The organism is Halodesulfovibrio sp. MK-HDV, assembly GCF_009914765.1.
In the GTDB taxonomy this organism is placed as follows: domain Bacteria; phylum Desulfobacterota; class Desulfovibrionia; order Desulfovibrionales; family Desulfovibrionaceae; genus Halodesulfovibrio.
Map to the genome: position 1 here is coordinate 27,691 of NZ_WYDS01000006.1, position 14,457 is coordinate 42,147.

Below are 14,457 nucleotides of genomic sequence, written 5' to 3' on the forward strand. Positions count from 1 at the left end.
TAAGTTTTTTTTCTGTTTTTCAGCTCCGTTAGAATGGGTAGTAGAGGTAGCCTTGTGGGCGCGAATGCGGCGCATTGAACTACGTGTGCTATTAGGTCGTTTGTATCACATAGAATTCGTACCCATAGTGTCCTCTGAACCGCCTGTAGAGCCGGATTTCTCGGTTTATGAGCGCCAAAATGTCCTCTGCGTATGGCTCGTTGGACAATGCAAGGGGTAAATTTTGTATATGCAACTCAAGTGCATCGTAGAAGATGTCCCAGTCTGACTCGGGTATGACGAAATTACCCACTACCGTGTAACCCTCTTCTTTTATTGCGTTAATGTTCTTTTCAGAATTACGCATTGCAGGGTACGCTTCTTTCCAAAAACTCTGCAATTCTTCAGGGTTATCGTCACGCAACCATACTGCTTCACTTATTACAAGGTATCCCTGCGGGTTGATAAATTGCTTCCAATATGCAAGTGCAGCGTCAAACCCCATTATGTATGAAGCACCTTCCGACCAGATAATATCGAACTCTCCAGCTTTGAATGGCAGTTTTGCCATATCTTCTTTCTGCGTGACAATTCGGTCGCCCACACCGGCAGCACGCGCGTTATCCCGTGCTTCTTTCAAAAATGGCTCATAAATGTCTATTGCCGTAATGGTGCCAGCGGACATTTTTGCAAGGTCAACAGCATTGTTTCCGCTGCCGCAACCAATATCTAAAATATTTGGTTCTTTTGGACTATCGGTACAAAGTTGCAGCGCTCGGTACGTTTCCGCGTAGTTGCCCGGCCCTTTTCTATCAAGCCCTTCATAGAAACGAAAAAAAGTTGTCATAAATTCTTCTGACTCTTGCTGTAACTTTAAGATGGACTGTGGTGCGCCCGCCCATGAGCGGATCATAGAAATTTCTTTTTCCGGCATATGCAGTCCTTTCAAAAATTGAACATGCTCGTCAGGGCTCATACGTTCAAAGTCTGCATGCCAGCGGCGCATGTCTTCTGTGCTTAAGCCTGCATCTTTAAACATGGTTGTCCATGTGTCTGTGTTTATAGAGGCAGCCGGCAGGGCAGATTTTTGGAGTAAATCTGCCACAATCCTTTGCTGATTCTGTAGCATTGCCATTTCTTTACTCAGCGCTTGCAACCGCTCTTCGAGTACAGCGGCTGTTTCAGATGTTGTTTCTGAAGCGAGAATCTGAGTAATGTTTTTGAGGCTTACACCTGTCTCCCGATACATACAGATACGACGTAATCTTTCTGCATCATCTTCTGAGTACTGGCGATAAGCGCCTTTTGTATGATGAATAGGGGAAAGCAATCCTATGGAATCGTAATAGAGGAGAGTGCTTCTGGATAAGCCAAACTTTTTGGCAAGCCTGCCGACTGTATACATGAACTTCACCTTGTCTAATTATTCTCGCCAGTGCTCCGGCTTGCCCAGCTGGTCAGAAACAACAACTGTTCCGCTAATGGTCTCCGGCGCGGTATCATCCAGAATCTGCATCATCCAGGCATCGCGACACTCTTCTGGAATTGGGTATGGAGCATTAATAGCATGAGGATGAACAGGAGCAAAACCGTACTTAGGATAATATGTAGGGTGCCCAAGCACGAACACGATGCTGACTCCTGCCTCGCGCAATAAATCCAATCCTGCATTAATAAGCTTGCCGCCTACGCCCTTTTTTTGAGATTTAGGAACAACCGCAAGGGGTGCTAAAATAGAGGCCACAATATCATTACCCCCAATTTTGACAGCCGTGAACATAATATGCCCAATGGCTTCATCGCCATCAAAAGCCAGTAACGATAATCCCGGTTCCGCAGTCTGATCATTTAGTAGAGCGCGTACCAGATTCGCCTCTTTTGGGTATCCGAATGCCTCTTCTTCAACACGCATGATTTCCGAAAGGTCGCTGGCGCTTGTTTTTCTAATACTGATATTCATCGTTGTATCCTCTTTACATATTATATGAATGTTTCAGCCCAATGGGATGGATTCAGCACACATATACAGTATGAAGCTATAGACAGGTCAACGGCTGAATTTTTTAGGTGGCTATGGTGTGCCTTCGGCGACGCTTGCCAGCGGAAAGTGTGCCACGCTTTTTTTGTCTCCGACGGCTGGGGGAAACCTTTCTGTAGAAAGGTTCTCCCCCAGACCCCCTTCCAAAGACTTTTTATTTGCAAGGTAAGCCCGTAAGAAACCTTCTCACGCGGCTTATGCCCCACCGACTTAAATAGCGAAAAGGCTGTTCCAGATACATGGGGACAGCCCTTTTTATTTCACGAAAGGCAGTGATGATAAGCCGCGAGACTACGCAAAAAACGTGATAACCTCGCAAATAAAAGTTTTAGGAGAGTCCAGAGAAGCCCTTTTACAAAAGGGTTCTCTGGCCGCCGGAGGCTCGTCGAAGACAACAAAAAAGAAAAACAAAAAAGAAGAAAAGAAAAGAAAAATGAATAGGCATAAAAAAAAGACCGCCTCAACGAGACGGTCTTTTTTGTATGTAGTAGCTTATGCAGGCTTACGCGGAGCGAGCAGCGCCATTTCCAGCGCTTCATCGAGCGTTGGGTGTGCCCAGATGATGGAGTGTACATCTTCTGGAGCCCATTGTTGTTTAACAATGATGGTTGCTGCGGCGACGAGGTGAGATACCCCGTGGCCTACTGCTACGATGCCGTGCACTTTGTTATCTACCCAGAGAGCTTTTACGAACCCTTGCGTTGACCCGTAGGACTGCGCGATTGGGTTTGCTACGAGCATTGAGGTAGATGTTTCCACGGTGTGGCCTGCCTTCTGCAGTTCAGCAGTGTTAGGGCCGACGCGCATAACTTCAGTATGCCCGTAGATACATGCTGGCATTGGGCCGGAGTCGTACGCTGCGGTAGTGCTACCGGCGGCGTGGGCTACGGCGTAGCAAGCCTGATGATCAGCTGCGTGTGCAAGCAGGGTGCGACCATTTACGTCACCAATGGCGTAAATGTTCTCTGCTGCAAGCAAGTGGTCGTCTGTGACAATCCATCCTGCGCCGATACAATCAATTCCTGCCGCGGCAGGGGTGAGTGATTCGGATGCAGGTTTTCTGCCGGCGGCCATGAGTGCTTTGTCCGCAGTGAGTGTTTCGCCGGATTCGAATGTGAGAACCGCTTTACCGTCAACGGTTTTGAGGCTCTGCACTTTTTCACCGGTACGAATTCCCCATTTCTCACGCTTGAGGATCTTACGGAAGGTTTCCCCAACGTCTGGATCTTCTGTAGGAGCAAGCCCTGGCAGAGCTTCGACGATGGTGATCTTTGTGCCGAGTCGGCTAAAGAAGTCACCCATTTCGAGCCCGATAGCGCCAGCACCTACGATGATGAGAGACTCTGGAGTCTCTGTAAGCGTAAGTACATGGGAAGAGTTGAGGACACAATCCCCGTCTGGTTCCAGCCCCGGAAATGCGGTTGGCATGGAACCTGTGGCAATGATCAACTTATCGAATGCAACGTCGCTTGAACCTTCATCGTTAGTAACGGTGAGGGTAGTCGGGTTGCTGAAAGAAGCAGTGCCTTTGAGTATGTCTACACCGAGGCTTGCCAGTTGCTTTTCTGTTGCATTGCGAGTGCCTTTAATGAAGCGGTCTTTTTTCTGCACGAGAGTCGGCAGATCAAAACCAAGGCTTCCTGTGGCAGTTTTCGCTTTTGCTTGTGTATGCAGGAGCGGGCTGGCAGCCGTTGCACCAAGGAACATCTTGGTAGGAATACAACCCCAGTTGAGGCAGGTTCCACCAATGTCGGCTTTTTCAACAAGCGCGGTTTTCAGTCCAGAGGACGCAGCACGTGTGGCTGCTTTAAGTCCGCCGGGACCGGAACCCACTACAACAATATTATACTTCATCGACTAACACCATTTCACGTGCTGCCTTAGTTTCGTCGAGACGGCGAACAGGAGTATTGTGAGGTGCAGAGAAAAGAGCTTCAGGATCTTTTTTAGCTGTCTCGATGAGGTCAATAAGGTCGTCGAGGAAACCGTCGAGGGTTTCTTTGCTTTCTGTTTCAGTAGGCTCAAACATGAGGCATTCTTTTACGATGAGCGGGAAGTAGATAGTTGGAGCATGGTGCCCTTTTTCTAACAGACCCTTCGCAAGATCGAGTGCACGCACGCCACATTCATCCTGCAACTTGCTGGCTGATGCAACGAATTCGTGCATGCAGATGCGGTTGTAAGGAATGTGGAGATGGTTTTCTAAACGCTTACGCATGTAGTTAGCGTTAAGAACTGCACGTTCTGTTGCCTGAGTAAGACCTTCACCACCGAGGCGAACCATGTAGGCAAACGCTTTGAGCATTACTGCAAAGCTGCCGTAGAATGGAGAGATGTGCCCGATGGATTCAGGAATATCGGTATCAAGGTAGTAGGTGCCATCGGCAGCTTTCGCAGGACGATGTGTCGGGAGGAACGGCACAAGGCGTTCACTTACACCAACCGGACCGGCACCAGGGCCACCGCCGCCGTGCGGGGTAGCAAGAGTTTTGTGCACGTTCAGGTGAACTACATCAAAACCAACGTCGCCGATACGCATTTTACCCATAATAGCGTTAAAGTTAGCACCATCGTAGTAGAGGAGTGCATCAACTTTACGCAGTTTTTCTACAATAACAGGGAGGTGACTTTCAAAAAGACCAAGAGTGTTCGGGCAAGTCATCATAACTGCTGCAACACTGTCATCGAGAACGGCTTCGAGAGCTTCAGGGTCTACGATGCCGTCTTTGGATTCGATGTTAACAACTTCGTATCCTGCAAGTACAGCAGAGGCAGGGTTGGTGCCGTGTGCTGCATCCGGACAAATGATCTTGGTTTTTTTGTTACCCTTGTGCTTGTGGTACGCAGCAATAAGCAGCGCGCCGGTAAGTTCGCCGTTAGCACCTGCCATAGGCTGGGAGGTGAAAGCTTCCATACCGGTAAGTTCGCACAGCATCTCTTCTGCTTCGTACATTGTCTGCAAAGAGCCCTGAGTATACTGGGCGCCTTTAGGCAACTGTGCGAGAGCTGGATGCGGGGTAGTGTAACCTGGTAATGCAGCAATGAATTCCGTAAATTTCGGATTGTATTTCATTGTGCAAGAGCCAAGCGGGTAGAAGTTGGAATCTACACCGTAGTTGAAAGTGCTTAATTTGGTGAAGTGACGTACAACATCAAGTTCGCTAACTTCTGGCAGTGCAGGACGTTTTGCACGCATGAGCTCTTTAGGAAGAAAACGCTCTGCGCGTTCTTCCGGCATTGGAGGCAGGCAAGCGGTACGACCCGGAACGGATTGGGAAAAAATGGTTTTCATTAGAGAATACCTCCCAACAGTTCGGTGAATACACCAATCTGTTCAAATGATTGCAGCTCAGTACAAGCAACGAGGAGAACATCGTCCATGCCCTCGTAGAAACGGCCAACAGGGAAGCCGGTAACAAAACCTTTGTCCATAAGTGCTTCAATAGCTTCTTCAGCATTGATAGGCAGGCGGATGGCAAATTCGTTACCGAACGGTGCGTCGTTAATAAGCTCAACGCCTTCGATCATAGAGAGGCGGTCTGCAAGGTAGTGAGCGCGTTCCATGCTTAATTCAGCGGTGCGGATAAGACCTTCAGGTCCGAGCAGGGACATGTGGATAAGAGCGCGCAGCGCACACAATGCCTGGTTGGAACAAATGTTGGAGGTAGCTTTTGCACGGCGAATATGCTGTTCACGAGCCTGCAAGGTAAGTACGTACCCTGTTTTGCCGTCAATATCTTCTGTACGGCCAACGATACGACCAGGAATCTGGCGGATCATTTTTTTAGTACAGGACATAACGCCAAGGTATGGTCCACCGAATGAGAGAGGCTGACCAAGGCTCTGAGCTTCAGCAACTGCGATGTCTGCTCCCATTTCACCAGGAGTTTTCATAACAGCCTGCATAACAGGATATACGGAGATAATACCCGCAGCTTTGTTAGCGTGAGCGTGTTCGAACAGTTCGGTAAAGTCTTGAACGTTACCGAAGAAGTTAGGGTTCTGAACCACAACGGCGGCGCAATCTGAATCAATAGCAGCTTTAAGAGCTTCTAAATTAGATAAGCCTTCGGTGTGCGGCACTACAACGATATCGATATCAATATTATCGGTGTAGGTGTCGACCATTTCGCGGTAGAACGGGTTAACGCTTTCATCGATAACGATTTTTTTGCGTTTGCGTCCTGCGCGTACTGCCATCATGATCGCTTCAAAGATAGCGGTTCCACCATCGTAAACAGAAGCGTTTGCAGCGTCCATTTCGAGGAGGTTACAGACAGCAGTCTGGAATTCAAAAATAGCCTGAAGAGTACCCTGAGAGGATTCAGGCTGGTACGGAGTGTACGCAGTGTAAAATTCACCACGGCCAACGAGGTTGTCGATGGCTTTAGGAATATAGTGGTTATAGAAACCAGCACCAAGGAAGCTTACGAGGTCGGTATTGTTTTTACCGGCAAGCTTTTCAAAGTAGGCACAGGATTCCATTTCGCTAAGACCCTGAGGCAGGTCAAAGCTTTTAGGACGCATCTCTGCAGGGATATCTGCAAAGAGGTCGTCAATGGTTCTAACACCGATAACATCAAGCATTGCTTGAGTTTCTTCAGCAGTATGCGGAGTAAACGGCATAACGTCTCCTTTTTTGGACTAGTGTGCTTCGTTAGCTACCAGTTCTGCATATTCAGTGGCAGAAAGGAGACCTTTAGGCTCTTCAGTAAGCTTAATCTTAACAAGCCAGCCACCTTCAAAAGGAGCTTCGTTTACTTTTTCCGGGGTATCTTCGAGCTCTTCGTTAATAGCAATTACTTCGCCGCCTGCTGGCATGTAAAGTTCGCTTGCAGCTTTAACGGATTCGATGGAACCCAACTCGTCACCGATGGCGAGGTTATCGCCAACTTCAGGGAGTTCAACAAAAGTGATGTCGCCAAGCTGCTCCTGAGCAAAGCTTGTAATACCGATGGTAGCTTCGTCACCTTCAATTTTTGTCCACTCGTGGCTTTTGCTGTAGAGAAGATTATCTGGGTAGGCCATGGAGTCCTCCTGAAAAGGTTTGTGTTGTTGTGTAGATATGGTTTGTTTTATCGTTATGACATAAATATATTTCGTCTAACAGATACTTGGGTCATAAGTCTAATTTGAAGGAAAAACAATGGCCAGATCACATAAAATGTAGGATCTGGCCATTTTTTTATCAAAAATTGATGGATTGTGCGCTCTATCAGGACTCCAAACATACCCCGAGGTTTTGGATTTCTTCGAGTAGCGCTCGTTTTCTGATTGGTTTAACTATGAAACTCGTTGCATTGCCTAAGAAAAATGCGTCGTGCACTTCCTGGCTGTCATCGAGTCCGGATATCATGATCACTTTTGCACCTTGCTCCGGAAGAATCCCATGTTCCTTCTCTAGATCACGGATTTCGCGCAGGGCTTCTTGCCCGTCGACGTTCGGCATCATAATATCGAGTGTAACAACATCATATGGTTCACCTGCTTTCAGTGCTTGCTGGAACGCTTCAACGCCCTCTTCGCCGTCTGCAGCTAGGTCGGAATAACCATATGGATGAAGGATTTTTTGCACGAGTCGACGACTGTCGAAATCGTCATCAACAATTAGAAACTTCATTTGGGAGACCTCCATATAGGACTATCGCTATACCATCACACCCTCTTTTTGCATAGAGCCAGCGGGTTATAACCTGAGGCAAACGACATAGTTACAGTTCAGGCTCGATAACGCAAGACGCCCAAAAGGGGGTAATGGAGTGAAGTGACTATACACCAGCTGCCTTAAATGCTTCAGAAACCATGTTCTGCGCTTCTTTTTGTAGGAGTGCTAAGTGATCCTTGCCCTTAAAACTTTCTGTATAAATTTTATAAATATCTTCAGTTCCAGAAGGGCGGGCGGCAAACCAGCCTGATTTTGTCACGACTTTCAAGCCTTCGATGGACGCGCCATTCGCCGGTGCCTGTGTCAGCTTTATAAGGATAGGCTCACCCGCAAGTGTGTCAGATTTTACCATATCAGGGGAAAGCTTTTTGAGTGCGGCTTTCTGCTCCGGTGAAGCTGGAGCCTGCAAGCGTTCGTAAATTGGAGTACCGAATTTTTCAGTCATGGCATCGTAATGCTGCTGCGGATCTTTGCCGGTTACAGCCAGAATTTCCGCTGCAAGCAGGTTCATGATGATCCCGTCTTTGTCCGTAGTCCACACGGAACCGTCTTTACGCAGGAAGCTCGCGCCAGCGCTTTCTTCGCCGCCAAAGCCGTAGCTGCCGTCAATAAGACCCGGCACAAACCACTTAAAGCCCACAGGTACTTCTGCAACCTTTCTGCCCAGCGATTCAACCACCAGATCAATCATCTGGCTGGAAACCAGCGTCTTACCCACAACTGCATCTTTTTTCCACTGAGGGCGGTGTGTAAACAAGTATTCAATGGAAGCAGCAAGGTAGTGGTTCGGGTTCATAAGTCCCTTACTGCATACAATGCCGTGCCTGTCAGTATCGGGATCGTTTCCGCACGCAATATCAAAATGCGGCTGTAATTTGATCATATCCGTCATTGCCCACGGTGAAGAACAGTCCATGCGAATTACGCCGTCTCTGTCCATAGGCATGAAGCTGAATGTAGGATCAATTGTCTTGTTCACCACTTCAATATTCAGCCCGTACCGTTTTGCAATCGGTTCCCAATACGCTTCACCAGCGCCGCCAAGAGGGTCTACGCCAATATGAACGCCAGCCTTCTTGATTGCTTCTACGTCGATAATATTTTCAAGATCGTTAACATACGGAGTAAGGTAATCGTAGCGTTGTGTGGTCGGGGCAGCTAAAGCATCAGCCCGCAGCACACGCTTAACATCAACGTTGCCCTGACGGATAAGTTCATTAGCGCGGTCTTCAACCCACTTGGTAGTGCCCGTATCAGCAGGCCCTCCGTTAGGTGGGTTGTATTTAAAGCCGCCATCCTGCGGTGGGTTATGCGAAGGGGTGACAACGATGCCGTCAGCAATATCATCATGGTCACGGTTGTACGTAAGGATAGCATGGGAGATAACAGGCGTCGGAACATACGCGTCGTCTTTTTCAATCTTCACAGTCACGCCATTCGCTGCAAGCACCTCAAGTGCTGTCTGGTGCGCCGGTTCTGAAAGTGCATGGGTGTCTTTACCCATAAACAACGGGCCGGTGTAGCCTTGCATTTTACGGTATTCGCAAATTGCCTGCGTAACCGCAGCGATGTGCGGCTCGTTGAAACTGCCGCCAAAAGCTGAACCACGATGACCGGATGTGCCGAAAGCAACACGCTGCTGTGGGTCATCAATATTTGGGATAACAGTGTAGTACGCTGTTATCAGCTTCTGTATATTTACCAAGTCGGATGGAAGTGCCTTTTTACCGGCCTTTGGACTGATCGCCATTATATGCTTCCTTATGTTTTGTTCTTTGTATTCAAAAATCTGCTAGGTGAGGTTCTCTTTGGGCGGAATTCTACCACGGCTAGTGCCGCACCTGAAGGATAACTGATGTGCTGGTAGCTTCTTTTAGCTGGTAGTGCTCTTGTGTCTTCGACGAGCCTCCGGCGGCTTAAGAACCCTGTTACACTGTCGCTATCTGTAATCTCTCGTGCCTCGAGAACAGCTACCGCTTTGGAGAAAGGGCTTCTTAAGAATCTCCTAAAACTTTTATTAGCGTGTGATATCCGTTTATTATTTTGTTGGAGAGCTTAACGGTAACTACCAGTTTGAAACGGGTGAAAAAGATGATGCTGTTAGTTTTCTTGAACTACAGAAAGGTAGTCCCCTCGCGGCTACCAACGTCATAACTTACGGGCGTAACTCGCCCCTAAAAGTTTCTGGAGATTTTTAAGAACCTCTTGCAAGAGGTTCTTAAAGTCCCGCTGACAAGCGCCGTCGGAGACCCTCCCAAAAGCAGAGACCTTTCCCAAAACCTAGCTTATCTCAAAACGATGAAAGCGTTACGACACGCGTTGTTCAGCCTGCTGCTGAGCAAGGTATTCGGTAACTTCTTCAAGCGACTGTTCTGCTTTGGTGACAAACTGTTGTAGCAGCGGTAGCGCGTCGAAGAGCTGCTGATCACGGGCGTGGCGTTCTATTTGTTGCGCTGTTTCCGCAAGTGGCATTGCGCCTACGGAACCCATAGTTGCTTTGAGCGTGTGGGTAAGGCGCGCTACTTCGTTCGCGTCGTTTTCATCAAATGCATTTTTCAGTAGCTCTAGAGACGCTGGCAACGACGTTAAGTAAGTGCTTAGAACCGTCTGAATTATGTTCTGTCTGCCATTCACCATTTCAGAAATAGTCTCAAAATTTATGACCCTTGGAGTAGAGTAATCTGGAATGTTTGGCAATGCACAATTGTTTTTAACGTGTACTTTGCGGGTGCTTGAACCGTTGCTAAATATAGAACGCAGTACTCGTTGCAGCGCATAAAGAGTGATTGGTTTTTGCAGCCATTCGGTGACTTCACCATCGTGGAAGTTGTCTTTTGATGTAATAGAATCGTGAGCGCTGATGGTCACGATCGGGATGGTGATATCGAGGTTGGGCACATTGCCCGCACGGATGCGTCTAATGGTCTCTAAGCCGTCGAGAACAGGCATCTGAACATCCATAAGAATGATATCGACGGTGATGCGTGAGAGCATGTCGAGTACTTGCTCGCCGTTTTCAGCTAGGTATACGGTGTGCCCGTCTTCTTTGAGCATCTGGGTCAGAACTTCCTGACTAAACTCGTTGTCTTCTGCTACGAGCACGTTGAGAGGTGACATTGGCGCAACATCTTGTTGTGATTCAGAAAAGAGCTGGTGCGCTAGTTCGGCATTTATTGCAGAGATGTGACACGGAATCTGCACGGTGAATGTGGAGCCTTCGTTGATATTGCTTTCTACGGTGATGCTGCCGCCCATGCGCACTGCAAGCCGTTGAGAGATGGCAAGTCCGAGTCCAACGCCACCATGTGGTGCGACGTTGAATGCTTGCAACTGTGCGAAGCTTTCAAAAATTTCTTCAAGATTGGCGGAAGGAATGCCAATACCTGTGTCCGACACGGCGCAGGTGAGCATTATCTTTTCTTGCGGTTTGTGGCGGCTTGCTGGCTGACTGTCTTTTGGCAGAGTACTTCCGTTAGTCGGTACCATTGCACCTGGTTTCTGAGGGCTTGAAGCAATACTTGTATCACTATGTATGGGTTGTGCGGTGCAGGTCACACAAACGTTGCCGTTGTTGGTGAATTTGAGTGCGTTCCAGATAAGGTTGACGAGAATTTGTTTAACTCGCTCTTTATCGCCGGTGAGCAGCGGTGGAATCGCTTTATCTGTCGTTACAGTAAAATCGAGTTTTCTTTTTGATGCTTCTCCGCGCATGAGATCGCGGATATTTCGCATCATGTCTATTACGGAAAACGGCGCGAGTTTGAGTGAAAGAGCGTTGGATTCAATGGCGGAAAAATCGAGCAAATCATTCAGCAGTGTGAGCAGCGAACTTGATGCCTTGTAGAGTACTTCCATATTGCGCTTTCGCTCGGGATCATGTTCGGACCGGAGGCTGAGTTCGGAAATGCCGATGATGGCATTCATAGGCGTCCGTAGCTCGTGGCTGATATTAGCGAGGAAGTTGTTTTTTGCTACGTTTGCGGCTTCTGCTGCCTCTTTGGCGGCGATGAGGTTGTGCTCTGCTTCTTTTTGCAGAGTGATGTCTCGCACAAACCCTTCAAAACGAATGGAGCCGTCCGGCGCTGTGCGAAGGCGGGCGCTTTCCATTACCCATAAATGCCGTCCGCGGTTGGTGCGTATTTGTGATTCAAAGTTGGATACAAACCGCTTTTTGAGCATGGTGTTGACGAACTCAGCACGTCGCGTTTTGTTTATATAAAAATGGTTTTCAAAACCGCGGAACGTGCTGCGCATTTCTTCTACAGACGAGAATTCAAAAATATTGAGGAATGCAGGATTGGCGTTGAGGATTTCGCCTGAAAGTGTGCTCTGGAAAATTCCGTCCTGTGCGTTCTGGATAATGTCGCGGTAGTTTGCTTCGGTCTTAGCAAGTGCAGCGAGTGTTTTCTGCTGGTCTGTGATGTCTTCGAAACATTCAATCAGGCCGATAAGCTGCCCGAAACCGTCCAGCATGGGTTCTGTATTTTTGATAATGGTGCGTAGCTCACCGTTTTTCTGGCGTAGAGAGTGCTGATTACCGCATGTGGCGTGCTGCGAGTGCGGATACAGTGCGCATTCGTCTTTACAGGTATCCAGAAAAATAGCGGAGCAGGTTCGGCCTACCATTTCTATCGCGTTGTAGCCTGTAAGTTCTTCCGCGCGCTTATTCCAGCTGTCTATCTTTCTATCCATAGTGATGGTGAATACAGCACTCGGCACCACGTGCGTGAGCTGCTCTGCCTTTTGTCGTGCTGTCAGTGCGCGAATTTCTGCATTACGTCGAACCACAATCTCTGATTGCAGTTTGCTCAAGTGTTTGGCCGTAGCTTTTTTGCTGTCTGCTGCTTCCTTGAGGCTTTTTGCAAGCGAGGTGTTTTTTATGATCACATGCGCAGCAACGGCGATACTGGAAGCAGCCGAGAGAAATACGACGTAGAAAATGAGAAGAATACTATCGGAGAACTGTCCGCGCTTGAGCTTGGCGACTTCAATAAATGAGACCGCCGTAATTTTTCTGTTCAGCACTGGCATAAGCCGGACTTTCATGGGGACAGGGAGATCGTTAAGATAAGCGGCCTCATTTAGTTGAAACGAGGTGTTTGTTGGAACTGACGCGAGTTTCTGTACGTCATACGTAAGGTTTGGTGTTGTGACGATGCGTGTAAACGGAGTGTTATTGTATAGCAGGATGATGTTGAATTTTTCAGAATTTTGAAGCAGGAGCAAATATTTTTTAATGGCAGAGGACGAGATTGTTGCCGTGAGTTCGCCAACATGTTTACCCATGATGAAATAAGGAATGGCAACTTGCAGCTCGCGGCGATCTTCATTCTGTTGCAGATCGAGCGGGGCACTTGGAACAACGGAAAAATCCTCCGTTGTCGTTGTAATGGAAATAGCTTCACCGGGGTTAGGGTTTGCGGTTGCCCGAATACGCATTTTGTATTTGTAATCTGTGAAAGCTACTTCGGAAAAAATATATTCGCCCTGAACTCTATATTCCAATATGGATCGTTGCAGCACCTGCTTGATGTCGGAGATGATGCCAAGCATACCGTAGTCGAGCGATATCCCCAGTGCTTTGTTGTGGAAGTAGCTGGAAAATGCTTGAGCTGAGGCGAGGGTGCGTAAATCTCTATTACGTTCAGCAAAATAACCTTTGAATGCGCTGGAAACTTTTTGCGAGTCATTAATAAATTGTTCTTGTTTAATCTGTTGCAGCGAATATTGGGAACGGTGCAACAGAATGCCCAGCACTAAAAATGCACATACAATGATGGCACAGAGCATCAATATTAAATTGAACGATTTTTTACCCGAAAAAAGTTGTTCAAGCGGCTTGTTCATTATGGTGAACTCTTCGTAAAGAATTTTTTAAAGTACTGGAATGAATTAGGGTAATAGCTATTTACCAGCTTTTGATATTCACCGCTTTTCCATAACGCAGTGAAAAAGCGGTTAAACTCATCTCTTAGCTCCAAGGAATCCGGAGCAAAAGCAACACCCATATTTTTTTGCTTTGCTACTGGGCCGATTATCTTAAAAGAATAAGGCCACATCCCTAATGCCATTAAAGCACTGGGAGATTCCATGAGAAATATGTCATATGATGATTTTAAAAAAGAAACTGGCTGCGGAATCGTCTGGAGCGGGACATTTATAGCCATATGTGCCGTATCAAGTAGCTTTGGAAAAAGTTTTACGTCGATACAAAGGTCTTCGATGCCAAAGACTGTTTTTCCCACAGTCTTTTCAATCGTCATCTCAATATCTTTTTCCACGGTTCCGGTCGGTTGAATAGGTACTATTTCAGCGTCGGGTTTCGCCAGCAACCATACCTGCGCGGTGAACGTAGGCTTGGAAAAGAGTACATACTCTGTGCGTTCCGGAATCATGCTGAGACCGTTCGCGAGTATGTCACCACGGATTGTTGTGACAGGCTGACCAATGCCGGACGGAGTGGGACGCATTCCTATAAGATCAGGAATGGCGTTTCTCCAAGTCGTGGGGATGAATTTGTATCGGACACCAAGATATTCAGCAAAACGACGTACTAGACTGCAATCGAGGCCGGCAGCGTCGTTGTTTGCAAAGCGGGCGTAGGGAACGCCTAGATGGTGTAGCTCTCCGCGGGCGCGGATCTCTGTAAGAGATATGCTGTAGCTTGTTGAGTAGAAAAGAAAAATCGATAAAAAACAGAAAACTGTAGCAATGGTTTTTGCGTATAGTTTGTTCACAAGTTCCTCCCAAACAGGTTACCCTGCTTGCACAGGGT

10 protein-coding genes are annotated in these 14,457 nt (G+C 47.6%); all 10 read right to left on the reverse strand.

The window, feature by feature from the left end:
- Positions 1 to 91 precede the first annotated feature (91 nt).
- On the reverse strand, positions 92 to 1,384 hold the full coding sequence (locus tag MKHDV_RS05995; protein ID WP_160713292.1) for a MerR family transcriptional regulator: 1,293 nt from the start codon (positions 1,382 to 1,384) through the stop codon (positions 92 to 94).
- An 18-nt stretch (positions 1,385 to 1,402) separates the two neighbouring features.
- On the reverse strand, positions 1,403 to 1,939 hold the full coding sequence (locus MKHDV_RS06000) for a GNAT family N-acetyltransferase (RefSeq protein ID WP_160713294.1): 537 nt from the start codon (positions 1,937 to 1,939) through the stop codon (positions 1,403 to 1,405).
- Positions 1,940 to 2,509: 570 nt separating this feature from the next.
- Complete coding sequence (locus MKHDV_RS06005; protein ID WP_160713296.1) at positions 2,510 to 3,871, reverse strand: NAD(P)/FAD-dependent oxidoreductase; 1,362 nt, start codon at positions 3,869 to 3,871, stop codon at positions 2,510 to 2,512.
- Entirely contained in the window at positions 3,861 to 5,309 is a 1,449-nt protein-coding gene (gene gcvPB / locus MKHDV_RS06010; protein ID WP_160713298.1) for an aminomethyl-transferring glycine dehydrogenase subunit GcvPB, read from the reverse strand. The genes MKHDV_RS06005 and gcvPB overlap by 11 nt, the downstream gene beginning before the upstream one ends.
- Complete coding sequence (gene gcvPA, locus MKHDV_RS06015; RefSeq protein WP_160713300.1) at positions 5,309 to 6,643, reverse strand: aminomethyl-transferring glycine dehydrogenase subunit GcvPA; 1,335 nt, start codon at positions 6,641 to 6,643, stop codon at positions 5,309 to 5,311. Before gcvPA ends, gcvPB begins: the two co-directional genes overlap by 1 nt.
- An 18-nt stretch (positions 6,644 to 6,661) precedes the next feature.
- Positions 6,662 to 7,045, reverse strand: a complete 384-nt coding sequence (gene gcvH, locus MKHDV_RS06020; RefSeq protein WP_160713302.1) for a glycine cleavage system protein GcvH — start codon at positions 7,043 to 7,045, stop codon at positions 6,662 to 6,664.
- 187 nt (positions 7,046 to 7,232) lie between these two features.
- A complete protein-coding gene (locus MKHDV_RS06025) occupies positions 7,233 to 7,637 on the reverse strand; it encodes a response regulator (RefSeq protein WP_160713304.1) in 405 nt (134 codons plus the stop codon).
- Positions 7,638 to 7,785: 148 nt separating this feature from the next.
- On the reverse strand, positions 7,786 to 9,432 hold the full coding sequence (pgm, locus tag MKHDV_RS06030) for a phosphoglucomutase (alpha-D-glucose-1,6-bisphosphate-dependent) (protein ID WP_160713306.1): 1,647 nt from the start codon (positions 9,430 to 9,432) through the stop codon (positions 7,786 to 7,788).
- 557 nt (positions 9,433 to 9,989) lie between these two features.
- Positions 9,990 to 13,529: a PAS domain-containing hybrid sensor histidine kinase/response regulator gene (locus MKHDV_RS06035; protein WP_160713308.1), complete on the reverse strand. Its 3,540-nt coding sequence runs from the start codon at positions 13,527 to 13,529 to the stop codon at positions 9,990 to 9,992.
- Complete coding sequence (locus MKHDV_RS06040) at positions 13,529 to 14,419, reverse strand: transporter substrate-binding domain-containing protein (protein ID WP_160713310.1); 891 nt, start codon at positions 14,417 to 14,419, stop codon at positions 13,529 to 13,531. Before MKHDV_RS06040 ends, MKHDV_RS06035 begins: the two co-directional genes overlap by 1 nt.
- Between the last annotated feature and the right edge of the window lie 38 nt (positions 14,420 to 14,457).

What these genes read in the sequence shown, in the direction of transcription:
- MKHDV_RS05995 (WP_160713292.1), bottom strand. Translation starts at nt 1,384, where the DNA reads ATGTATACAGTCGGCAGGCTTGCCAAAAAGTTTGGCTTATCCAGAAGC.
- MKHDV_RS06000 (WP_160713294.1), bottom strand. Translation starts at nt 1,939, where the DNA reads ATGAATATCAGTATTAGAAAAACAAGCGCCAGCGACCTTTCGGAAATC.
- MKHDV_RS06005 (WP_160713296.1), bottom strand. Translation starts at nt 3,871, where the DNA reads ATGAAGTATAATATTGTTGTAGTGGGTTCCGGTCCCGGCGGACTTAAA.
- gcvPB (WP_160713298.1), bottom strand. Translation starts at nt 5,309, where the DNA reads ATGAAAACCATTTTTTCCCAATCCGTTCCGGGTCGTACCGCTTGCCTG.
- gcvPA (WP_160713300.1), bottom strand. Translation starts at nt 6,643, where the DNA reads ATGCCGTTTACTCCGCATACTGCTGAAGAAACTCAAGCAATGCTTGAT.
- gcvH (WP_160713302.1), bottom strand. Translation starts at nt 7,045, where the DNA reads ATGGCCTACCCAGATAATCTTCTCTACAGCAAAAGCCACGAGTGGACA.
- MKHDV_RS06025 (WP_160713304.1), bottom strand. Translation starts at nt 7,637, where the DNA reads ATGAAGTTTCTAATTGTTGATGACGATTTCGACAGTCGTCGACTCGTG.
- pgm (WP_160713306.1), bottom strand. Translation starts at nt 9,432, where the DNA reads ATGGCGATCAGTCCAAAGGCCGGTAAAAAGGCACTTCCATCCGACTTG.
- MKHDV_RS06035 (WP_160713308.1), bottom strand. Translation starts at nt 13,529, where the DNA reads ATGAACAAGCCGCTTGAACAACTTTTTTCGGGTAAAAAATCGTTCAAT.